The sequence below is a fragment of the Paraburkholderia sp. BCC1886 genome (assembly GCF_900996245.1).
Taxonomy (GTDB): domain Bacteria; phylum Pseudomonadota; class Gammaproteobacteria; order Burkholderiales; family Burkholderiaceae; genus Paraburkholderia.
Genome location: NZ_CAAJGK010000041.1, coordinates 183,246 through 205,991 on the forward strand (window position 1 = coordinate 183,246; position 22,746 = coordinate 205,991).

A 22,746-nucleotide genomic window follows, 5' to 3' on the forward strand; every position below is an offset into this window, starting at 1 on the left:
TTACTGCAGCGCGGCGTCGATCACGGCCTGGACCGAAGGCGGAATAGCCTGCACGTTGCCGCTGATAACGGGCTTGATCACGTCGACGCCATGCTGTTGCAGCAGCGCGCGGCCTTGCGCGCTAAGCAGGAAGTCGACGAAGCTGGTGGCGCCCGAATGGTTCGGCGCGTCGTTCAGAATGGTCAGCGTGTAGCTCGCTTTGGCGTGCAATTCGGGTGCGGGTTGCAGCGCCGGAATTTTCAGGTCGGAGGTTTCGGTCGAATAGAAGAAGCCGGCGTCGAGCTGGCCGGATTGCAGGCGACCCACGAGGGTTTCTTCCGGCAGGACCTGAGCGGGGTTGTCCGGTGCGCCGAGAATCTTGTCGACGAGGTCGGGCTGATGGTAGAGCGCCGCGGCTTTGGTCACCATCTCGACGGTGAATGCGCCCTTCGGATCGAGCTTCGGATCGGTGCGGCCGATGCGGATGCCCGGCTCCTGCAGTACCTCGTCCCAGCGCTTGCTCTTGAACGCCGCCGCAAAACGGCTCTTCGGGTTATAGCCGATCATCAGCGGCGATTCGGCGAAATTCACGTACCACGAGACGTGGTCGCCATTGGCCTGGCCCTGCAGGCTGTCGTTCACTTTCGGACTCGCGCTGATGAAAACATCGCCGCGCCGCAGCTTGCCTTTGATCTCGTTGGCGATCTTGTTGGAACCCGCCGCATAGCCGCGGAAATGCTGGCCGGTCGCCTTTTCGAACGCGGGGCCGATGCTGCGCTCCATCAGATTGACGAGCGAGCCGGCGTACAGCACGTTCACCGTGTCGTCCTGGGCGAGCGCAGGCGTGGCCGTCGCGATGGCGCCGACGGCCACGACAGAAGTCACGAAGGAAGCGAGCAGCTTGCGGATCATGCGATAACCCCATTTCGTTATTGAGAGCGCTATATTACGACGTCATCGCACCGGATGGTATGTGCGCAGCGGGCCAGTTGGGCCAATATGTTTCTTATACTTCGTCATATATGTTCGGATATAGCGAACTCCCGAACCCAACCTATCCCGACCGTTTATGAATACCTTGACGACCGCTTCCCCTGCTGTCGACGGAGCGCTGGTTTTTAGCGGACGCTTCCAGCAACCGCTCCGTGTCGGGCTCGACCGCCTGCGCGAGTACGAGAGCGTGCTGGCGACGCCGTTCGATCTGCGCTGCTACACGAGCAACCGGTTTATCCGTAGCGTCGCGCCGTATCGCGGCGTGCGCCTGACCACGCTGATCACCGAGGCCGGTTTGCCGAACGCGGTGCAGGGCGAATTCAAGCGCACCGTGTTTCTCGCGATTGGGCAGGACGGCTACGTCGTGACGTTTTCATGGCACGAGCTTTTCAACACACCGGTCGGCGAGAGTGTGCTGGTCGCTTATGAATGCGACGGCCGGCCATTGAGCCCCGCGGAAGGCGCGCCCATTCTGTTCTCCGGTGCGGATATCCTGCCGGCGCCGCGGCACGTGAAACGGCTCGCGCGGATCGAAGCGCAGGTGCTCGCGCCGCTGGCTTGAATGCTGCCGCGGATGCTGCCGCGGGCGCGACAGGCACTTCGTGTATGCTCTCGCGCATGGCCGATACCGCTAAAACCCGATCCGTCAGCGTGACCCGATCCGCGCAGAAAACCGCTTCGAAAGCCGCTTCGAAGCCGGCTTCGAAGCCGGCTGTAAAACCGTCTGTCAAACCTGCGAGCAAGTCCGCGAAAACACGCCCGGAAGTGCGCTTCAGAATGCGCATTCGCAGCGGCGATGCGGTCGCGCTCGGGCCCGGCAAGGTCGAACTACTTGAGGCCGTGCGCGATTACGGCTCCATTTCCGCTGCCGCGCGTAGCCTCGATATGTCGTACCGGCGCGCGTGGCTGCTAATCGACGAGTTGAACCGTTCGCTGAAGGCGCCCGCTACCTCGTCGGAGCAGGGCGGTCAGAGCGGCGGCGGTTGCACCCTGACGCCGGTGGGTGAAACCATCGTTCGCCTGTATCGCGACGTCGAGAACGAAGCGCAACGCAGTTGCGCGAAACAGATCGCCGAGTTGACCCGGCTGATCCGTTAGCACGCGGCCGAAGCCGCATTCAGCCATGCCGCAGACAGAATGCCGAAGCCGGCGCGGCGCCGGGTTGAACGCGTGCCGAGGCATGCAGGCGGCTCATCAATTCGACGAAGCTCGCCACGCTCGCGGTGCGCAACGGGTGGTAGTCGATCTGATGACGTTCGCAAACCCGTTTGAGCGTGTTCATCGAATCGTGATCGACGCAATCGACCGGGAACACGACGACATCCGCGCCCGGCAGCGCGGCGGCAAGCAGACCTTTACGGTCTTCCACGCCGCCGTCGTGAATCGTCAGATCGCCGCCTGACGCTTGCACCAGCCGCCGGAGCGCGGCATTCGAATTGGGGCGGCCGCCCACGTAGACCACCCGTTTGTCGCGCAGCCACGCGAGGCTCGCCCGGCGTGCATCGCCCGAGTCGGCGGGCTCGGCGGTATCCACGGTCGCGCGTTCCAGCGCGTCGCATTCGCTTTGCACCAGCCTGAGCAGCGACAAGGCCTGATCGCGACTCTTGCGCAGCGCCAGCGCGGACTCCTGTTCCTGCAATACGCGTTGTTCGGCCGCTTCGCGGCGGCTCGTGTGCAGCGCGACGCGTTGATCGGCGTCGTGCAGTTTGTCGCGCAATTTCTGCGAGTGCCATTCGGTTTCTGCCGGATCTGCGTCTGCATCTGCGTTCGCGGGCAGGACTCTCGCGAGTTGTGCGCCGAGTTGTTCGACCTGCTTCTGCAAGGCGGCGATCGACGCGTCGCGCTCCGCCGTCAGCTCCTGCATACGGGCCTGCTGACGCTCGATTTTCTCTTTCAGTTCGGCGTTATCGGCTTCGAGGGCAACCAGCCGGCGGATGTCCGCGCGATTGGCCGCGCCTACCAGATGCGACAGCATGTGCAGATCGCCGAATGCTTTCTGGCGCACCGGCATGGTCGCGTAGCGGTGCGTCATCAAAGCCCAGTAAGCGGGCGGAATGTCGCCGCTTTTCAATGCGTCGTCCCACAGGTCCAGCAGGGCAGCTTCATCGGCGGCCGCTTCGAAGCGGCGGATAGCGACGGCGTAGTGTTCGTCGAGCAGCTTGTGCAATGCCTTCGCGGCGCTACCGCCTTCGATCGCGAGTTCGACCGCCGAGTGGTGGATCTCCAGATCGCTGGCCTCGCGCCGGTCGAGACTCGTGAATCTGGGTACCAGCTTGCGCAACTCATGCGTGCTCAGACAGGTGCCGATGATCGAGCAATGCAGGTGACTGTCGAGTTCGGCGAGCTTCGCACGTCGGTTGGTGTTCGGCAGCGATACCTGCGCCTGCGAGCAGCACGGCTCGGCCGCACGCATGCCGGTGCCGGCGAGTTCTTCGCCGGACAGTTTCAGACGCGAGGGCTGGGCAAGACGGAAAGGGGGCGTGTGCATGAAATCCTCTAAACCGGGCCGGTGTCGGGCTGATCGAATGGGAAGCGATATGTTCAATGGAATATAACGGTGGGCAAACGACGAGACCTCAGAAAACGCCGACCGCAATATCTGAGAGGATATAACGAAAGGACGGGCTGATGCACGCGATCCGTCCGAGCCCTTACAATCCGTTTCGCACGGGTTTCACTTCGGGTCAACCAGACAAATCAACGAATGAGCCATCCCAATCAGCAATTGATCGAGCGCTTCTATACGGCGTTCCAGCAGCGCGATGCGCAGACCATGGCCGCCTGCTACACGGACGACGCGATTTTCGTCGACCCGGCCTTCGGCGAGCTTCACGGCGAGGCGGTGCGCGACATGTGGCGAATGCTCGTGGCCCGCGCGCAGAATTTCTCGCTGAGCTACGAGCGTGTCGTCGCCGACGAACGCGAGGGAAGCGCGCATTGGGTCGCGCGCTATCTGTTCAGTCAGACCGGCCGTTCCGTGGTCAACCGGATCGACGCCCGGTTCGTGTTCCGCGACGGACTGATCGCCGAACATCGCGACCGCTTCGATCTATGGCTGTGGACGCGTCAGGCATTAGGCCTCAAAGGCACGCTGCTGGGCTGGTCGCCGCTGGTGCAGCGGGCGATCCGCGCGCAGGCCCGGAAAGGTCTCGACCACTACCGGCAGCGGCAGCAGCGCGGCTGATGCGTTAGCAGCGGTTTGCCGGCTTGCTATCATCGCGGCAGTTGATAGAGTATTTGTCATCCGATGAACAGGGACATGTCATGCCAGTAGTCGATGCTTCATGGGAACAATGGTTGTCCAGCAACGTATCGCGCGGTTGCAGCATGGATTCGATGATCGACGCGATGGTGCAGGCCGGCTTCGCCGGCGAGGCCGCGCGAACGGCGGTCGGCAAGGCGTTCGGCCTGACCCTGGCGGTGACGGGCGCGGCCTCGCACGGCGCCGCGGCCACCGAAGCCGTGCTGGCCAAACCGGCGCCGAGTGCTTATCAGTACGACGCCATGCCGGTCGCCAGCGGTAATGTGATTCACGCTTACGACCGCGACGTGCGCGTTTTGATGCGCTGCGAGAAGCCGCAGGTCATCGTGTTCGGCGACGTGCTGTCGGCCGAAGAGTGCAACGAGATGATCGAGCGCTCGCGGCATCGTCTGAAACGCTCGACGACGGTCAATCCCGCCACCGGCAAGGAAGACGTGATTCGCAACCGGACCAGCGAAGGCATCTGGTACCAGCGCGGCGAAGACGACTTCATCGCACGGATGGACCGGCGGATTTCCAGCCTGATGAACTGGCCGGTCGAGAATGGCGAAGGCCTGCAAATCCTGCATTACGGCACCACCGGCGAGTACAAGCCGCATTTCGATTACTTCCCGCCGGATCAGCCGGGCAGCTCGGTGCATACGGCGCAGGGCGGGCAACGGGTGGCGACGCTGGTGATCTATCTGAACGACGTGCCGGACGGTGGCGAAACGATTTTCCCGGAAGCGGGCGTGTCGGTGGCGGCGCGGCAGGGCGGCGCGGTGTATTTCCGCTATATGAACGGTCAGCGCCAGCTCGATCCGTTGACCTTGCACGGCGGCGCGCCCGTGCTCGGCGGCGACAAGTGGATCATGACCAAATGGATGCGCGAGCGCGCTTACGGTTGAGATTGTCCGGTCCGCCCGGGCCCGGCGCTCATTCCGAAGTCTGACGGGCCGCGCCGGCGCCATGCGCGGTCGACGAATCGGCCCACAGCTGTTTCAGCGCGTCGCGGGCGCTGACATAACCCATCCGCATGATCATCGAGCCGATCGCAGCGCCAGCCAGGTGATCGAGCATCGGGAAGCCCGCCATGCTGCCCGCCAGACCCAAAGTCGCGACGAGTGCGGAGACCGCATCCACGCGAGCATGCCAGGCGCTCGCCAGCAGGATCGACGAGCCGTTGCGGCGGCCGGCGGCGCGCAGATAGCGGAACAGCGATTCCTTCGCGAGCATGACGACGCCGCTCACGAGCAGCGCGCAGGTTTGCAGCAGCGGGCTGGCATCGAGCGGTGCGTCCTGCGTGACGCTATGCCAGAGCATTTCAAACGCGGTCACCCACAACACCACGGCAATCAGCAGCGAAGCGACGACGGGCGGTCCATCTCCGGCGCGGACGTGGGCGCGCCGTGTCGAGCTGAAATAGAGGACGAGTAGCACCAGGCCGTCCGCCGCGAGATCGCTCGCTGTGTGGACGCCGTCGGCCAGCAAACCATCGGAATGAGCGCAGAGGCCGATCACGATCTGCATCGCCATCAGAAACGCGTTGAGGAGCACGCTGACCCACGCGGCCTTAAACAAGGCGGCCACCGTGGGTTTTTTTGCTGGCGCCGAGTCGGCTTGTCAGGTGCGCTAAAAACAGGGGCATCGCGTCGGGACCGTTCGTTTTGTCCCTGCACGGTACTTGGCGATCGTGGCACGCGCATGACAGCCGCGTTCGCGATCGACGCGTGACGAAGCGGGCCGAAGTGCGCACCCAGGCCCGCTTCGTCGATACGTCAGCTCTTCGCGGTCCCTTCCTGATTGCGCGATCCGCCGCCGATGCTTTGTCCGGCATCGTGGGCGAGGCCGACATAGCCGAGCACCGAAATCAGTGTCAGCACACCCGCGCAGAGGAAGGCAAGGCGGAAGTCGGCGAGCGTGAACAGGCGCCCCGTGTTCTCGCCGTTCAAAAACGCCGCCGCGCGCAGCGAGACCGCGCCGAAGGCGATGCCGAGGCCGATGGTCATCTGCGCGGCGGCGCTCCAGAGCGTGCTGGCGCCGCTCATCTGCGATGGCGCGACATCGGCGTAGGCGAGCGTCGCCAGCGTCGAAAACTGCATGGAGCGCGTCACACCGTAGACGAACACGACGAACAGCACGAGCAGCAGCGGCACGTCCGGCGTCAGCAACCCACACGCGACGATGGAAATGCCGGCCACGGCGACGTCGACGATCGACACCATGCGAAAGCCGTAACGCTGCAGGATGCGCGTGGTCAACGCCTTCATGCCGAGGTTGCCGACGGCGCTTGCCAGCAGCAACAGCCCCGACTTGAACGCCGACAGCCCAAAGCCGAGTTGAAACAGCAAGGGCATCAGATAAGGCACCGCGCCAATGCCGATGCGCGTGAACGAGCCTGTGACGACGGTGACGGAGAACGTCGGAATCTTGAGCGTGGACACGTCGATCAACGGATGCGGATGCCGCTTCGCATGCCGGAATGCAACGACCCCGAGCAGCAATCCGACGACGATGAGCGCGCCGGCTACCCACGGACTTTCGCCCACCTGGCTCGCCAGTTCCGCGCCGTAGAGGATGGCCGTCAGGCTCGCCGCGCTCAGCAGCAGGCCGACGATGTCGAGCGGTTTGCGCTCGCTGCCGCGCAGGTTCGGCACCATGGCGAGGGCGATGGCCATCGCGGCGAGACCGAACGGTACGTTCAGCAGGAAGATCCAGCGCCACGATGCGTAGGTGGTGATGAAGCCGCCCACCGGCGGGCCGATCACGGGAGCGGCGATCGCGGGCCATGTGATGGTCGAAATCGCCTGCATCATTTTGCTTTTTTCGGTGCTGCGGACCACGATCAGGCGGCCCACCGGCACCATCATCGCGCCGCCGATGCCTTGCAACAGCCGCGCAGCGGTAAATTCGGCGACGTTCTGCGACAGCCCGCACAACACCGAAGCCACCGTGAACACGCCAATCGCGCTGAAGAACACCGTGCGCGATCCGCAACGATCCGCGACCCAGCCGCTCACCGGAATGAAGATGGCCAGCGCCAGCATGTAGGCCGTCATGCCGAGGCTGAGACTGTTCGGGCCGACGCCGAACGAATGCGCCATTTGCGGCAGCGCGGTAGCGATCACCGTGGTGTCGAGGTACTCCATGAAGAACGTCGCGGCGACGATATAAGGCAGCCAGCCGACATGGGATTGACGCGTGTTGCCGGTGCTCATCGCGCGGTCCTCGCGGTTTTCTGGACGTGGCGGGCGTGGCGGACTTGGCGGGCGGTGCGGGTGGCGAGGTTTTGAGCGGACGGCCAGGCCGCGCGCGATGCTTGGGACTTCATGTTCTTGCGACGGCCTTTCGGAAAAGAGCGGTGTCGCGAATGCGCGGGGGGCGCAGTCGCAAGCGACCGATGAGAGGGTGGTTTGCCGTGGGCGGCCACGCGGTGTGCTCCGTCAAAAACGGGGCGCGTGGGCCGCCAGCCCTGAATCGTATCGCAATCCGCGACGCTGCATCGTATGGGCCGGCCTTACCGGCCCATTGCGACGCTTTCCGTCGTCGTTCGGATTACCTTGTCGCTAAGTCCTTCGCCGCGTATTCGCGATCGAGCTTGTCGTACAGTGGCTTGTTGACGAGGCGCTGGCGCTCGCTGAACGGCGCAACCAGCGTCGCGTCTTCGTCGAGTCGACCCTGTTTCTGCAGCGTGCCGAGCGCGCGTTGCATGCCGAGCACCGCGCCTTGCAGCGCCGCGTTCGCGTACAGTACGATGCCGTAGCCGAGTTTGGCCAGCGCTTCACGCGATTGCACCGGCGTCTTCCCGCCGATCACGATGTTGATCAGTTGCGGCGTGTCGAACAGGCCGGGCAGGCGCTCGATGTCGGCGAGCGATTCGGTGGCCTCGATGAACAGAATGTCGGCGCCCGCTTCGATGAAGCGATGGCCGCGTTCGATGGCGTCTTCGATACCGTGCACGGCGGCCGCGTCGGTGCGCGCCATGATCTGCAGATTGCCGTCTTCGCGGGCATCCACGGCCGCGCGAATCTTGCCGACCATTTCGCTCGTACCGACGACTTCCTTGCCGGAAAAGTGGCCGCATTTTTTCGGCATGACCTGATCTTCGAACTGGATCACGTCGGCGCCGCTGCGCTCGAGCACCCGCACGGTCTGCCGTACGTTCAGCGCGTTGCCGAAGCCGGTATCGGCATCGACGATCAGCGGCAGCGCGACCGCGTCGCGAATGCGCGCGCAGTGCTCGGCGACTTCGGCCAGTCCGATGAAACCCAGGTCGGGCAGACCCAGCGACATGTTCGTGACGCCGGCGCCCGTGATGTAAATGGCTTCGAAGCCGGCGTCTTCGATAACGCGCGCGCTCATTGCGTTGAAAGCGCCCGGCACGAGCAGGCCCTGGCGCTGGGCGACTTTGGCGCGGAAAGCGGCGCGGCGGGCAGCGGTGGTAGTGGTCATGATGAGGTGTCTCCGATGATCGGTTGAAAAGAGGCGGCGGTTTGTCCGTCCAGCCTGTTGCAGGTTGCATGCCATTAATGAGGATCGGCGATTTTCGTCCATGAATCAGCAGCTTGCGTTTGCGGCCGACACGAGGCGCGACATGGCACAATGCACGCGAACGTTTCGTGAAACGTTTCTGGAACGTTTCGCTTTTGCCTGGAGCTTGTGCCGTGTCGACTTTCACGCCGTCGTTTGCCATCCCGCCGTCGTCGCAACCAGGCGTTGCGCTGGTGAGTATCAGCCGTTTGCAGTCGCTTTGCGAAGCGGTTGCACCGCGCTACGCGGGGCAAGCGAGGTTTTTCCCGGTTCGCGAAGGCTACGGCGCGGCGGTGAGCGTGCTTCAGGATTATGTCGACGCCGGTGCGGTCGATGTCGTACTGGCAGCCGGCTCGAACGGCGCCTACCTGCGCGAAAACCTCAGCGTTCCGGTCGTCATGGTCAAGGTGAACGGCTTCGACGTGCTCAGCGCGCTGACTCGCGCGACCACCCGCTGGCCGGGCGCTTCGGTCGGTCTCGTTCTGCATGAAACGATCTCGCACGAGCTTGCCGATCTCGGGCCGTGGCTGAAAGTGCCGTTGAAACAGCGCGCCTACCGTTCCGTCGACGAGGTGCGGCTCGCCGTACAGGACCTTGCCGCCGAAGGATGCAAGGTGGTCATCGGCCCCGGCATGGCTTGCGATCTGGCGCAGCAAGCGGGGCTGGACAGCGTGTTTCTCTATTCGCTCGGTGCCGTCGAAGAGGCATTCGAGCGCTCGGTCGAACTCGCGCGCGTCAGTCGCCAGAAAGAGTCCAAGCGGGTGCGTCTGAACACGATCGTCGCGCATCTGCGCGACGGCGTGGCCGCGTTCGACGCCGCCGGGCAACTCGAAGCCGTGAATCCCGCCATGCTCGACCTGCTCGGGCTCACGCGCGAAACCGACGTGGCCGCCCAGGTGACGCGCGCGGTCGGCCCCTGGCTGCGCGACACGCTCGAGCACGACGCCGCCGTCGAAGAGCGCATCGAGCAGATCGGCGGGCGGGCTCTCATCGTCAACTGCCTGCCGATCGTCGAGCAGGGCACGCGTTCCGGCGCCGTGGTGACCGTGCAGGATGCGCTGGTGGCGCAACGGATCGACCGCTCGCTACGCACCAGCCAGCGGCCGAAGCAACTGGTCGCGAGGCATCAACTGGACGATCTGATCGGCGCTTCGGCCGCGCTGGAACGGGTGCGGCGGCTCGCGCGCGCAGGCGCGGCGCACGACGCCACCGTGCTGCTGAGCGGCGAGAGCGGCACCGGCAAGGAACTCGTCGCGCAGGGCATCCACAATGCCAGCCGGCGGCGCGGCAATCCGTTCGTCGCGTTCAATTGCGCGGCGTTGCCCGAAGGCCTGATCGAAAGCGAACTGTTTGGTCACGAGGAGGGCGCATTCACTGGCGCGCGACGCGGCGGCAAGCCGGGCCTGTTCGAGATCGCCCATACGGGGACGATTTTTCTCGACGAGATCGGCGAGATGCCGGCGGCGTTGCAAAGCCGTCTGCTGCGTGTGCTGCAGGAGCGCGAGGTGATGAAGCTCGGCTCGGGACGCGCCACGCCCATCGACGTGCGGGTAATCGCCGCGACCCATCGCGATCTGCATGTGCTGGTCGAGCAGGGCGCGTTTCGCGCGGACCTGTATTTTCGCCTCAACCTGCTGCAGATAGCATTGCCGCCCCTGCGCGAGCGCCGGGAGGACCTGCCGCAACTGGCGCGGCACCTGTTGGGGCGCAGCGCGTTCCAGTATGGTCTGTCCGATTGGTCGGAGGCGGCCAGCGAGCGGATCCTGACCTTCATGGCGCCTTTGTTCGAGCGGTATGCGTGGCCGGGCAATGTGCGCGAACTGGACAATCTGTTGACTCGCGCCGCCATTTATCCAGGCTATGCTGGAGAGTCAGCGGGCGAACCGTCGATCGATCGCCAGGCGCTTTTCCCGGAATTCGGGCGGATGCGGCAGGCCACGGAGGACAGCGGATCTATTGCCGTGCATCAGCCGGCAGGGTCGCGAATCGTGCGTGACACTACGCCGCCGAGCCCCCGTCCTACCCGCGAGGACGCGCTTCGCGCACTGGCGCAGGCCGGCGGCAACCGGGCCGCAGCCAGTCGCGCGTTGGGAATCGGCCGAACCACGTTCTGGCGATTGATGCAAAATGACGGGCCGCAGTAACCCGCTGCAATAGCCACGAGTCAGGCGGTAAATAGCGTCAGGCTATCACCATCATAAGAACAATCCGCTTTACCTATTAAGCGTCGTCTGACATACTGGCCCAACTTTCCAACCACTCAGAAAGAGGACTCAGCAAATGCCGATCATCAATAGTCAAGTTCAACCGTTCAAGGCGCAGGCTTATCACAACGGCGACTTCGTGACCGTCACCGAAGAAAGCCTGAAAGGCAAGTGGTCGGTTTTCGTTTTCTACCCGGCCGATTTCACGTTTGTTTGCCCGACCGAACTGGGCGACCTGGCTGATCGCTACGCCGAATTCAAGAAGCTCGGCGTCGAAATCTACAGCGTGTCGACCGACACGCATTTCACCCACAAGGCATGGCACGACACGTCGGACACGATCCAGAAGATCGAGTACCCGATGATCGCCGACCCGACGCTGGCAATCTCGCGCGCTTTCGACGTGCTGATCGAAGAAGAAGGTCTGGCACTGCGCGGCACGTTCGTGATCAACCCGGAAGGCCAGATCAAGCTTAGCGAAGTGCACGACAACGGCATCGGCCGTGACGCAGGCGAACTGCTGCGCAAGGTGCAGGCTGCGCAATACGTCGCATCGCATCCGGGTGAAGTTTGCCCCGCGAAGTGGACGCCGGGCGCAGACACGCTCACGCCGTCGCTCGACCTGATCGGCAAGATCTAAGCCAGTAGCAAGATTCGCCTCTCGCAGTACGCGCCTCATGGCGCATGAACGTGCGGCACGCTTTTCACAGCGCGCCGTACGTGCCCGGTCCGGGTGCCTGCTATCCGCAAGCGCCCGGACCGGGAACCCAACACCCATCGTCACGGAATCGAATAGCCATGCTTGATGCCAACCTCAAGACCCAGTTGAAAACGTACCTCGAAAAGGTTAGTAAGCCTATCGAGATCGTCGCGTCGCTCGACGACAGCGCCAAATCGCAAGAGCTGCGGGCATTGCTGAACGATATCGCGACGTTGTCGGAACGCGTCACCGTCATCGAGCGTGCGGACGACAGCGTGCGCAAGCCGTCGTTCTCGATCGGCGAGCCGGGCAAGGACATCGGCATCCGCTTCGCCGGCATTCCAATGGGACATGAATTCACGTCGCTGGTCCTCGCGCTTCTGCAGGTCGGCGGCCATCCGGTCAAACTCGACGACGCGGTGATCGAACAGATCCGCAGTCTCGACGGCGACTATCAGTTCGAAACGTATTTTTCGCTGTCATGCCAGAACTGCCCGGAAGTCGTCCAGGCACTGAACGTGATGGCGCTGATCAACCCGCGTATCCGCCACGTGGCGATCGACGGGGCGCTGTTCCAGAACGAAGTCGAAGCGCGCCAGATCATGGCGGTACCGACCATGTTCATGAACGGAGAGGTCTTCGGCCAGGGCCGCAGCGGCGTGAAAGAGATTCTCGCGAAGCTCGACACCAACGCCGGCGCGCGTGCCGCCAAGGCGCTCGAAAACAAACCGGTGTTCGATACGCTGATCGTCGGCGGCGGACCTGCCGGTGCGGCAGCGGCCATTTACTCGGCACGCAAGGGTATTGCAACGGGCGTGGTCGCCGAGCGTTTCGGCGGTCAGGTGCTGGACACGCTGGCCATCGAAAACTTCGTCTCCGTGACGGAGACCGAAGGACCGAAGTTCGCCACGGCGCTCGAGCAGCACGTGAAGACGTATGAAGTCGACATCATGGACGTACAGCGCGCCGAGGCGCTGATTCCCGGCCGTATCAACGAAGTGCGTCTTGCCAACGGCGCCGTGCTGAAAGCGAAGACGATCATCCTGGCAACCGGTGCGCGCTGGCGCGAAATCAACGTGCCGGGCGAACGCGAGTATCGCAATCATGGCGTCGCGTATTGCCCGCACTGCGATGGTCCGCTGTTCAAGGGCAAGCGTGTTGCGGTGATCGGCGGCGGCAACTCGGGCGTTGAAGCGGCAATCGATCTGGCCGGTATCGTCAGTCACGTCACGTTGCTGGAATTCGGCGCTACGCTGCGTGCCGACGAAGTGCTGCAACGCAAGTTGCGCAGCCTCGCCAACGTCACCATCGTGACGCAGGCGCAGACCACGGAAGTCACCGGCGACGGCAAGAAGGTCAACGGGATCGTGTACAAGGACCTTCGTTCGGGCGACGTCAAAACGGTCGAGCTGGAAGGCGTATTCGTGCAGATCGGTCTCGTGCCGAACACCGAATGGCTCAAAGGCACGGTCGAGTTGTCGAAGCATGGCGAGATCGTGGTCGATGCACGCGGCGCGACGTCGGTGCCCGGCGTGTTTGCCGCCGGCGACGTCACCACGGTGCCGTTCAAGCAGATCGTCATTGCGGTCGGCGAGGGCGCGAAAGCATCGTTGTCGGCGTTCGATCACCTGATTCGCCACAGCGAAGAAGAGACGGTCACGAGCGAAGCCGAGGTCGAAGCCACCGCGTGATTCGCGTCAGTAGTTAGCTAGTCGGCAGAATGAACGGCGGCCTTAAAAGGCCGCCGTTTTTCATTGGGAGAAGCACCGCGCCTCTCCTCATCCTCTCAATACCGCCAAAAACACCCGTTTCATTCAGCCGCTCGACCCCTGTCGTCACAGCCTCGCTAAACGCGTGAATGTTTGGAGCCGCGCACCTGGCCAGAATCCTTGGCGATCCCACCTGTCAGGCCATATAACTCCGTCAGTCGGCGCGACGTCCAGCCGGCTGGTCAAGCCGGCCGCCCGCTGTCATTTCGATGCAGCCCTGCGGACCCAGGCGACATAAAAAAGGAGGGAGACAATGGCAACATCGCAAGCGGCCCCGGCTCGCTGGGTCGACGGCAAGCGCTATCTGTGGCTACTCGGCGCGCTCACCATTACCTTGCCGTTGCATGCGGCAAACTTCGCGCTGCTGAGCGGCTGGCACATCTTCTGGTGGTTCGGGCCGATCTTCGTGTTCGGCATCATCCCGGTACTCGATTCACTGATCGGCGACGATACCAGCAATCCCCCCGAGGACGTCGTCGCGACGCTCGAGAAAGAGCGCTATTACCGCCGCGTCGTCTATCTCGCGACTTTCATCGAATACGTATCGTTCGTCGGCGCCGTATGGATCGTCGGCACGCATGCGCTCACGTGGTACGACTACCTGGGCTTTGCGTTGTCGCTAGGCGCGGCGACCGGCGTGTCGATCAACACCGCGCACGAGCTTGGCCACAAGACCGATCGCACGGAGCGCTGGCTCGCCAAGATCACGCTCGCGCCGGTCGGCTACGGGCATTTCTTCGTCGAACACAATCGCGGCCATCATGTGCGCGTCGCGACGCCGCCGGACCCGGCCAGCGCGCGCTTCGGCGAATCGTTCTGGCGCTTCCTGCCGCGCACGGTGTTCGGCAGCATCGCGTCGGCGTGGCGGCTGGAGAAGCATCGGCTGGAGCGCCTCGGCAAATCGCCCTGGAGCTGGCGCAACGAAGTGCTGCATTCGTGGGCGATGACCGTCGTGCTATGGGCGGCCATGGTCGCATTGTTCGGCAAGACGGTGCTGCCGTTCCTGGTGATCCAGGCGGTGTATGGCGCGTCGCTGCTCGAGGTCGTCAACTACCTGGAGCACTACGGGCTGTGCCGCAAACAACTCGCGAGCGGGCGTTACGAGCGCTGTCAGCCGCAGCATTCGTGGAACAGCAATCGCGTCGTGACCAATCTGTTTCTCTATCAACTGCAGCGTCACGCGGATCATCACGCGAATCCGGCGCGCTCCTATCAGGCGCTGCGCCATTTTCAGCACGCGCCGCAATTGCCGTCCGGCTACGCGACGATGATCATGTTCGCGTACGTGCCGCCTCTCTGGTTCCGGGTGATGAACCCGCGCGTCATTGCGCACTACCAGGGCGACATGGCGCAGGCCAATATCCGCCCGGCGATTCGCGATCGTGTGCTCGCGCAATCCGCCATGTAAGTCGACGAAAAAAACGCCGCCCTGAATGCTCAGGGCGGCGTGCTACGAAGTACTGCATGTCTTCGCTCGACGCTAAACGCGAGCGCGGCAACCTCCGCTTAGCCCCAGAACGCCGACACTTCGTTGTCGCGCAAGTCGAACACCAGCACTTCCGCATCCTGACCGTGCGAGAAGGTAAGCGCTTCCTCGTCGCGTACCCGTGCGCCATCGCCTTCGCCTAACGTCACGCCGTTCACCGTCACGCTGCCCCGTGCCACGTGAATATAGGCGTAGCGGTGGCTGGCCAACTCGAGCCGCGCGGTTTCGTCGCCATCGAACAGACCGGCATACACCCGTGCATCCTGCTGCAGCACGAGCGAGTCGTTCGCGCCGTCGGGCGACATCACCAGACGCAACACGCCACGCTTCTGTTCCGCGCCGAAGTGGCGTTGCTGATAACGCGGCGTCGTGCCTTTCTCCGCGGGCGCAATCCAGATCTGCATGAAGTGCACGGGTTCGCTTTTCGAATGGTTGTATTCGCTGTGCGCGACGCCGGTGCCGGCGCTCATCAACTGGATGTCGCCGGGCACGATCACCGAGCCGGTTCCCATCGTGTCCTTGTGCTCCAGCGCGCCTTCCAGCACGTACGAAAAAATCTCCATGTCGCGGTGCGGGTGCTTGCCGAAACCTTGCGCCGGGGCGACCCGGTCGTCGTTGATCACGAGCAGATCGGAAAAGCCGTTCTGCTTCGGATCGTGATAGCTGGCGAAGGAAAACGTGTGACGCGAACTGAGCCAGCCGTGCTCCGCGCGGCCGCGTTGATTGGCGTGTCTGATTTCAAGCATCTTGTTTCTCCTTGGGTTGTGCGATCCGGACATCGGTCTGTCCGCGATCCGTGAATGAGATTCTAGGTCAATTCAGATGGGTATAATCAGCCGGAAAAGTGAAACACTGTCGCCATGGAGTGGACAATACGCATGCAACTCGATGACATCCGGATCTTCGTCGCGACGGTGGACGCGCGTAACTTCACTGCGGCCGCGCTGCGGCTAGCGCTGTCCAAACAGTTCGTCAGCCGCCGCGTGATGGCGCTGGAAGAGGCGCTGGGCGTCCAGTTGCTGATCCGCAATACGCGCAAGCTGGCCGTCACCGAACTCGGTCAGGAGTTCTACGAACGCGGTCGGCGCATCCTCGGCGAGGTGGAAGATGCGGAGCAGGCCATGTCGCTCAGGCGCGCCGGACCACGTGGCCTGCTGCGGGTGAGCGCGCCGATGTCGTTCGGCATGACGCACCTGTCGCCGCTAATCGCGTCGTTTCTGCGCGAACACGGCGAAGTACGTTTCGATATGGAGTTGAGCGACCGGACCGTGGACGTGGTCGGCGAAGGCTTCGACATGGCGATACGGATCGGCGCGTTGCCGGATTCCACGCTGATCGCGCAAAAGCTGGTGGAGGTGCGCATGGTCGTGTGCTGCAGCCCGGGTTATCTGCGGCGGCGCGGCACGCCGACCGTCCCCGCCGATCTGCAGCGGCATGCGTGTCTTCTTTACGGCCACGGGGGCGCGGTGAACTGGGAGTTCGAAGTGGACGGCGCCACGCGGAACGTGGAGGTGCAAGGGCCGTTGCGCGCCAATAACGGCGAGTTGATTCGCGATGCGGCGGTCGCGGGCCTGGGCATTATCCGGCTGCCCGATTTCATCGTCGCGGATGAACTGGCGAGCGGCCGGCTGGTGCCCGTGCTGGAAACGTTTCTGCCGGCCGCGATGAGCGTGCACGCGGTTTATCCCCAGCATCGCCAAAGCTCGCTGACCATCCGCGCGTTCGTCACGTATCTGCGCGAGCATCTTGCAAAGAGTGTGGCGAACGACGCGATCAACCGTCGCGGAAAATAAAGCTATACCCGTTCAACGCCGGCACGCCGCCCAGATGCGCATACAGCACGCGCGAGCCTGCCGGAAATTCGCCGTTGCGGACCATTTCGATCATCCCGTGCATCGACTTGCCTTCGTACACAGGATCGGTCAGCACGCCCTCCAGCCGCGCGCAAAGCCGGATCGCCTCCAGCGTGCCCGGATTCGGCAGCCCATATTCCGGCCCGCCAAAACGCTCGTCGAGCACTACGTCCTTCGCCGTGATGTCGTAGTCGAGTCCGACCTTCTCCGCGGTCTGCCGCGCGATCCGCGTAATCTGTTCGCGCGTTTGCGCGGGCTTCGCTGAAGCGTCGATGCCGATGACCCGCTCGGCCCGGCCGTCGGCGGCAAAGCCCACGACCATGCCGGCCTGCGTGCTGCCGGTCACCGAGCACACCACCACGTAATCGAATTTGAAGCCGAGTTCGGCTTCCTGCTGACGCACCTCTTCCGCAAAACCGACGAAACCGAGGCCGCCAAGCGGATGGTCCGAGCAGCCCGCCGGAATCGCATAAGGCTTGCCGCCGGCGGCGCGCACGCTATCCAGCGCGTCTTCCCAGCTTTTGCGAAAGCCGATGTCGAAGCCGTCGGGCACGAGCCGCACATCCGCGCCGAGAATGCGCGACATCTGGATGTTGCCGACCCGGTCGTACACCGCGTCCGAATAGTTGACCCAGTTTTCCTGCACGAGTACGCACTTCATGCCGAGATGCGCGGCGACCGCGGCCACCTGACGCGTCTGGTTCGACTGAATGCCGCCGATGGAGACCAGCGTGTCGCAACCCTGCGCCAACGCTTCAGGAATCAGATATTCGAGCTTGCGGGTTTTGTTGCCGCCGAAGGCGAAACCGCTGTTGCAGTCTTCTCGCTTTGCATACAGATGCACCTTGCCGCCGAGATGATCGGACAGGCGCTTCAACGGCTGGATCGGCGTCGGGCCGAAAGTGAGCGGGTAGCGGGGGAATCGTTGCAGGTCCATGGCAGCTCCGGTGTGAGTGGATCGTCGCGAACGGCAGATAGCAGGCAGCAGGCAGCAGGCAGCAGTCCGTTACGTGGCAACCATGTTAGGGAAAGAGGCTTGAAATGAGCTTGCGAAAAAAATGCGCGAGACGTAGTTTAAATAGCTTAAGAAGCTATCCTGCGTAACGAAAATTCCGTTAAAACACTCATGAACACAACAAAAGTTCGTACCCGCCGAGCCACGTCCGCCGCCAGCAAGGCGGAGCCGTCGCAGTCGCTCGATCGCATCGACCGGGCCATCTTGCGGCAATTGCAAACCGATGCGTCGATCTCCAACGTCGCGCTGGCCGCCAGGGTCAAGTTGAGCGCGCCGGCCTGTTTGCGGCGCGTCGAACGTCTGAAGGAAACCGGATTGATTCGCGGCGTCGTCGCGCTCATCGAACCGAAAGCGGCGGGCGCCGGCATGCTGGTGATCATCGGCGTGGTGCTGGATCGCTCGACGCCCGAGTCGTTCGCCGAATTCGAGAAAGCGGCGCAGAATGTCGCGGGGTGCATGGAGTGCCACGTCGTAACTGGCGAGTTCGATTACTTCATGACGGTTCGCACGCGCGACAGCGAGAGCTTCAATCGTCTGCATGCGGAGCAGTTGCTGTATCTGCCCGGCGTGCGGCAAATCCGTTCGTTCATGGTGCTCAAGGAGATTCTGTCGACCACGAAGTTTCCGCTGTAATTACACGGCCGTTTTCAACTCGGCCCGCATTTTGCGAAGCGCCGCCGGTCGGCAATTTCTGGCTCGAACACGGGTTGGCGGGTGACAGCGCCGGGCCTGGCCACGAGCGAACCTGCGGGAACAACCCTTGCTGTTTCCTGGAGGAGTCTTAGCACACAAGGAGCCAATCCCCATGGCAGGAAAAACAAATCAGCAGACAGCCGCAGCGACCCCCACGCAGGCCAACGATCCGAAATCGCAAGACCTCGAACAGTTTCGCGTCAGTCCCGAAGGCCAGGCGCTGAGAACCAATCAGGGCGTCAAGATCTCCGATAACCAGAACTCGCTGCGCGCCGGTCCGCGCGGTCCGACGCTGCTCGAAGATTTCATCATGCGTGAAAAAATCACGCACTTCGACCACGAGCGTATTCCCGAGCGCATCGTGCACGCGCGCGGTTCGGCCGCGCACGGCGTGTTCCAGGTGTACGAGTCGCTCGGCGAGTACACCAAGGCGGCCTTTCTGCAGGATCCGGCGGTCCAGACCCCGGTCTACGTGCGCTTCTCCACGGTCCAGGGCCCGCGCGGCTCGGCCGATACCGTGCGCGACGTGCGCGGTTTTGCGGTGAAGTTCTACACGCAGGAAGGTAACTACGATCTGGTCGGCAACAACATGCCGGTGTTCTTCATTCAGGACGCCATCAAGTTCCCGGACTTCGTGCACGCGGTGAAACCCGAGGCGCCCAACGAAATGCCGACCGGCGGCTCCGCGCACGACACCTTCTGGGACTTCGTGTCGCTCGTGCCCGAGTCCGCGCACATGGTGCTGTGGACGATGTCGGACCGCGCAATTCCGCGCAGCCTGCGTTTGATGGAAGGCTTCGGCATTCACACGTTCCGCTTCGTCAATGCCGAGGGCAAGGGACACTTCGTCAAGTTCCACTGGCGTCCGGTGTTGGGCTCGTACTCGTTGCTGTGGGACGAGGCGCAGAAACTCGCCGGTAAAGACCCGGACTTTCACCGCCGCGATTTGTGGGAGTCGATCGAAAAGGGCGATTTCCCCGAATTCGAACTCGGCGTGCAGATCGTCGCGGAAGAAGACGAGCACAAGTTCGACTTCGATCTGCTCGATCCGACCAAGCTGATCCCGGAAGAACTGGTGCCGGTGAAGATCGTCGGCAAGATGACGCTCAATCGCAACCCGGACAATTTCTTTGCGGAAACCGAGCAGGTCGCGTTTCACCCGGGGCACGTCGTGCCGGGTATCGACTTCTCGAACGATCCGCTGTTGCAAGGGCGTCTTTTCTCGTACACCGATACGCAGATCAGCCGTCTGGGCGGCCCGAATTTCCACGAGATTCCGATCAACCGACCGGTCGTGCCGTTCAACAACAATCAGCGCGATGCGATGCACCGGCAGGCGATCAACGTCGGTCAGGCTTCGTACGAACCGAATTCGTTGAGCGGCGGCTGGCCGAAGGAAACACCGCCCGCGGCGTCCGACGGCGGCTTCGAAAGTTATCAGGAACGCGTGGACGGGACGAAGATTCGCGTCCGCAGCGAGTCGTTCGCGGATCACTTCTCGCAAGCGGCGCTGTTTTACAACAGCATGTCGCAGCCCGAGAAAGACCATATTGCCGCGGCTTATCAGTTCGAACTCGGCAAGGTCACCAAGCCCGAGATTCGTGCACGCGTCGTCAACGAGATTCTCGCGAATTTCGATGCGGACCTCGCGGCCACGGTTGCCGAAGGGCTTGGATTGCCGGCGCCGAAGAAAGGCACGGCCAAGCTCACCGGCCCTAAGTCATCGCCGGCATTGAGCTTGCTGAACCGCGTGCAGCCCGGTATCAAGACGCAGAAAATCGCCTTGCTGGCCGCGCCCGGTTCGGATGGCGCCGCGATCAAGAAGCTGCAACAGGCGTTGAAAGGCGAGGGCGCTTCGCCCATGCTGATTGCGCCGACACTCGCTGCGATCGACGGCATGGCGCCGGATGCGACGATTGCGGGCTTGCCATCGATCATGTTCGACGCGGTAATCGTAGTGGGCGGCGAAGCTGGTGCGAAGACGCTCGCGCAGTCGGGCGATGCGCGGCACTTCGTGCTCGAGGCGTTCAAGCATCTGAAGGCGATTGCTGCCATCGGCGCGGGGCGCGACGTGTTGAGCGCGGCGCATCTGCCGGCCAATGCCGACGGCGTCGAAACGGGCGACGACAAGCAGGCCGCCGATGTGCTGAAGGCGTTCATCAAGGTCGCCGAACAGCATCGCGTGTGGTCGCGCGCGGCGCTTGCCGAGAGTGTGCCGGCGTGATGCCGGGGTAGCCCGCAGTACGACGTAGGTATCACGTGAAACTGGCCGGTGCGAACCGGCCAGTTTTTTTACGTCTGCGCCCGGCTTACGCCGGGCACTGCGCAGAAACTCAGGGCTTCACCTCGGTTCCCTGCAGCCGATGCGAATTCTTCGGCGCAGCCGCCGCCGAAGCCGCCGCCGCCGACACACCCGCCGGCCCTTCCGGAATATCGGCAGGCCGGGCGGCTTGCGCGGGTTGCGGATACAGCACGAGCAACGCGCGCAACACGCCATTGGTCCAGCCGAACCCATCCTGCAGCGGATACTCGCCGCCGCCCGCACTTACGCCGGGCGAGGTTGCATCCACGTCGTATTTCTCGACCAGCTTGCCGGTGCGCTGATAGTAGGCGACGTTGGTTTTGATCCAGCGCGTCGCGATGGTCTGCGCCAGTTCGGGCTCGCTATACCGCCGCAAGCCGAGCACCGCGAGATATTGCAGCGGCGCCCAACCGTTCGGTGCATCCCATTGCTGCCCGCTATTCACCTGCGTCGTGGCAAGCCCGCCTGGCCGCAGCAATTCGCGGCGCACGGTCGCGGCGACCTCTCTCGCCTGTTGCCGGCTCGCGACCCCCGCATAGAGCGGATAAACCGTCGCCGCCGTCAGCCGGTGCGTGAGCGTGCCATGCACGAAGTCATAGTCGCCGAACGCTTTCAGTTGCGGGTCCCACAACTTGCTGCGGATCGCCTCGGCACGCGTGGCGGCGCGCTGCTCCATGTTCTCGGCGTGCGTCGCATCGCCCGTCACGCGATAGGCTTTGGCGAGCGTGCGTTCGAGTTCCACCATCAGACTGTTCAGGTCGACGGGCGCAAGCGACGTGACGTCCACCGTGGCGAGCGTCTTGCCGTCCGCGAACCAGCGCGAGCTGAAATCCCAGCCGGTTTCTCCGCCTGCGCGCAGATTGCGCCACAGGTCCGCGGCATCGCGTTGCGGGGTCTGCTGCGCGGTGAGCACGTCTTCGCGATACGACTCGTCGCGAGGCGCGCTCCGTTCGTCCCAATAGCGGTTGAGCAGCGTGCCGTCGGGCAGACGCACCACGTGCTTGCTGGCCCGGCCCGCGGCCAGACCGTTGCTGCCGTCCATCCAGTACGCGTATTCGCGCTGCAATTCGGGCAGATAGCGGGCGTACACGGCATCGCCGTCTTTCTGCGCGACGAGTTGCACCATCTGCGCGAAGAACGGCGGTTGCGAGCGGCTCAGATAGTACGTGCGGTTGCCGTTCGGAATGTGGCCGTAGCGGTCGATCAGGGTCGCGAAGTTGTTGAGTTCGTCGACGACCAGCGCGTGCTGTCCGCTCTCTTCGAGGCCGAGCATGATGAAGTACGAGTCCCAGTAATAGATCTCGTCGAAGCGGTCGCCCGGCACGATGTACGGATTCGGCAGCGGCAGCAGCGACGACCACGGGCTGGCGTTCGCATCGGGCTCGCGACGCAACACGTTCCACAGTGTGTCGATATGGCCGACCACGTCCTGGTTCGGATCGGACACATACGATTTGGCCGCGCGCGCGGGCAGCGTGAAGTTGCGCTTGACGAAGTCGGCGAGACTGAAGCCCGCCTGCTGTTTTGCCAGGGCGTAGGCGGCGGCGATCCGGGGCGGCGGCGAGAGCGGAACCATGTCGGCGAACGTCTTGCTGTCGGGGTAGAGATGCGCGAGTTCGACATCGCGATAGAGCGTTGCATATTGCTCCGAAGGCGGCACCGGCACGACGGGCGAGGCTTGACTCGGCGGCTGAACCTGCAGCGCGACGGTCGTGGACGCGCCTTGCTCGGAGGGCGCGGAGGGCGCCGCAAACGAAAGCGACGCATGCCAGACACACGCGGCGATGAGTGCGCAGCGCAAGGGTGCGCGAGAGGGTTGGAGAGAAGCGGAATAGGTCATCGGCTACCGGTTAGGAGTGTGGCTCGGAAGAGGGCGTAACATTCCTCGCACGATTGACTCCTGTTCGCACCGCAAAGTTGCGCCGCACAAAGATTAAAACGCTCGCGGACGGCATGCGGTGTTCGGTCTGGATGCCCCGCC

The 22,746-nt window shown here is 63.4% G+C and carries 19 protein-coding genes; 11 read left to right on the top strand and 8 right to left on the bottom strand.

Annotated elements, in window-relative coordinates; all coding sequences use genetic code 11:
• The gene (locus tag FQ746_RS10680) at window positions 1–891 is read right to left on the bottom strand and encodes an extracellular solute-binding protein (RefSeq protein ID WP_144109223.1); all 891 of its coding nucleotides are present in this window, start codon (window positions 889–891) and stop codon (window positions 1–3) included.
• Between the two features lie 157 nt (window positions 892–1,048).
• Between FQ746_RS10680 and FQ746_RS10685 the strand changes: the two genes are divergently transcribed.
• Together FQ746_RS10685 and FQ746_RS10690 are read left to right on the top strand one after the other, a co-directional pair.
• On the top strand, window positions 1,049–1,534 hold the full coding sequence (locus FQ746_RS10685) for a molybdopterin-dependent oxidoreductase (RefSeq protein ID WP_144109225.1): 486 nt from the start codon (window positions 1,049–1,051) through the stop codon (window positions 1,532–1,534).
• A gap of 44 nt (window positions 1,535–1,578) precedes the next feature.
• A complete protein-coding gene (locus FQ746_RS10690) occupies window positions 1,579–2,070 on the top strand; it encodes a winged helix-turn-helix domain-containing protein (RefSeq protein ID WP_409932394.1) in 492 nt (163 codons plus the stop codon).
• Between the two features lie 19 nt (window positions 2,071–2,089).
• Here the strand turns inward: FQ746_RS10690 and FQ746_RS10695 are convergent, their stop codons facing one another.
• Window positions 2,090–3,460, bottom strand: a complete 1,371-nt coding sequence (locus tag FQ746_RS10695; protein ID WP_144109229.1) for a DUF2325 domain-containing protein — start codon at window positions 3,458–3,460, stop codon at window positions 2,090–2,092.
• A gap of 216 nt (window positions 3,461–3,676) precedes the next feature.
• Between FQ746_RS10695 and FQ746_RS10700 the strand changes: the two genes are divergently transcribed.
• Window positions 3,677–4,156: a nuclear transport factor 2 family protein gene (locus tag FQ746_RS10700; RefSeq protein ID WP_144109231.1), complete on the top strand. Its 480-nt coding sequence runs from the start codon at window positions 3,677–3,679 to the stop codon at window positions 4,154–4,156.
• 80 nt (window positions 4,157–4,236) lie between these two features.
• Entirely contained in the window at window positions 4,237–5,121 is an 885-nt protein-coding gene (locus FQ746_RS10705) for a 2OG-Fe(II) oxygenase (protein ID WP_144109233.1), read from the top strand.
• Window positions 5,122–5,149: 28 nt separating this feature from the next.
• Here FQ746_RS10705 and FQ746_RS10710 read toward each other — a convergent pair whose 3' ends face one another.
• The 3 genes from FQ746_RS10710 to FQ746_RS10720 form a co-directional block, all read right to left on the bottom strand.
• Window positions 5,150–5,803, bottom strand: coding sequence for a cation diffusion facilitator family transporter (locus FQ746_RS10710; protein WP_260853973.1), 654 nt, complete (start codon window positions 5,801–5,803; stop codon window positions 5,150–5,152).
• Window positions 5,804–5,991: 188 nt separating this feature from the next.
• Entirely contained in the window at window positions 5,992–7,431 is a 1,440-nt protein-coding gene (locus FQ746_RS10715; RefSeq protein WP_144109235.1) for an MFS transporter, read from the bottom strand.
• Window positions 7,432–7,768: 337 nt separating this feature from the next.
• Window positions 7,769–8,665 (bottom strand): oxaloacetate decarboxylase, encoded by an 897-nt coding sequence (locus FQ746_RS10720; RefSeq protein WP_144109237.1) that lies wholly within the window; start codon window positions 8,663–8,665, stop codon window positions 7,769–7,771.
• A gap of 212 nt (window positions 8,666–8,877) precedes the next feature.
• Here FQ746_RS10720 and prpR point away from each other — a divergent pair, with 212 nt between their 5' ends.
• The 4 genes from prpR (at window position 8,878) to FQ746_RS10740 (ending at window position 14,824) form a co-directional block, all read left to right on the top strand.
• Entirely contained in the window at window positions 8,878–10,887 is a 2,010-nt protein-coding gene (gene prpR, locus FQ746_RS10725; RefSeq protein ID WP_144109239.1) for a propionate catabolism operon regulatory protein PrpR, read from the top strand.
• Window positions 10,888–11,023: 136 nt separating this feature from the next.
• Window positions 11,024–11,587, top strand: a complete 564-nt coding sequence (gene ahpC / locus FQ746_RS10730; protein ID WP_144109241.1) for an alkyl hydroperoxide reductase subunit C — start codon at window positions 11,024–11,026, stop codon at window positions 11,585–11,587.
• 158 nt (window positions 11,588–11,745) lie between these two features.
• A complete protein-coding gene (gene ahpF / locus FQ746_RS10735; RefSeq protein ID WP_144109243.1) occupies window positions 11,746–13,338 on the top strand; it encodes an alkyl hydroperoxide reductase subunit F in 1,593 nt (530 codons plus the stop codon).
• Window positions 13,339–13,669: 331 nt separating this feature from the next.
• Entirely contained in the window at window positions 13,670–14,824 is a 1,155-nt protein-coding gene (locus FQ746_RS10740; RefSeq protein WP_144109245.1) for an alkane 1-monooxygenase, read from the top strand.
• A 98-nt stretch (window positions 14,825–14,922) separates the two neighbouring features.
• Here the strand turns inward: FQ746_RS10740 and FQ746_RS10745 are convergent, their stop codons facing one another.
• Window positions 14,923–15,648, bottom strand: coding sequence for a pirin family protein (locus FQ746_RS10745; RefSeq protein WP_144109247.1), 726 nt, complete (start codon window positions 15,646–15,648; stop codon window positions 14,923–14,925).
• A 132-nt stretch (window positions 15,649–15,780) separates the two neighbouring features.
• On the opposite strand from FQ746_RS10745, the gene FQ746_RS10750 reads away from it, so the two are divergent.
• Window positions 15,781–16,695, top strand: coding sequence for a LysR family transcriptional regulator (locus FQ746_RS10750; protein WP_186310691.1), 915 nt, complete (start codon window positions 15,781–15,783; stop codon window positions 16,693–16,695).
• On the opposite strand, the gene FQ746_RS10755 is transcribed toward FQ746_RS10750, so the two are convergent.
• Complete coding sequence (locus tag FQ746_RS10755) at window positions 16,676–17,692, bottom strand: 1-aminocyclopropane-1-carboxylate deaminase (RefSeq protein WP_144109251.1); 1,017 nt, start codon at window positions 17,690–17,692, stop codon at window positions 16,676–16,678. The two genes, FQ746_RS10750 and FQ746_RS10755, sit on opposite strands and share 20 nt — an antisense overlap.
• A gap of 189 nt (window positions 17,693–17,881) precedes the next feature.
• Between FQ746_RS10755 and FQ746_RS10760 the strand changes: the two genes are divergently transcribed.
• Window positions 17,882–18,403 (top strand): Lrp/AsnC family transcriptional regulator, encoded by a 522-nt coding sequence (locus FQ746_RS10760; RefSeq protein ID WP_144109253.1) that lies wholly within the window; start codon window positions 17,882–17,884, stop codon window positions 18,401–18,403.
• A gap of 172 nt (window positions 18,404–18,575) precedes the next feature.
• Window positions 18,576–20,687, top strand: a complete 2,112-nt coding sequence (gene katE / locus FQ746_RS10765; RefSeq protein WP_144109256.1) for a catalase HPII — start codon at window positions 18,576–18,578, stop codon at window positions 20,685–20,687.
• A gap of 109 nt (window positions 20,688–20,796) precedes the next feature.
• On the opposite strand, the gene treA is transcribed toward katE, so the two are convergent.
• Window positions 20,797–22,605 (bottom strand): alpha,alpha-trehalase TreA, encoded by a 1,809-nt coding sequence (gene treA, locus FQ746_RS10770; RefSeq protein ID WP_144109258.1) that lies wholly within the window; start codon window positions 22,603–22,605, stop codon window positions 20,797–20,799.
• Between the last annotated feature and the right edge of the window lie 141 nt (window positions 22,606–22,746).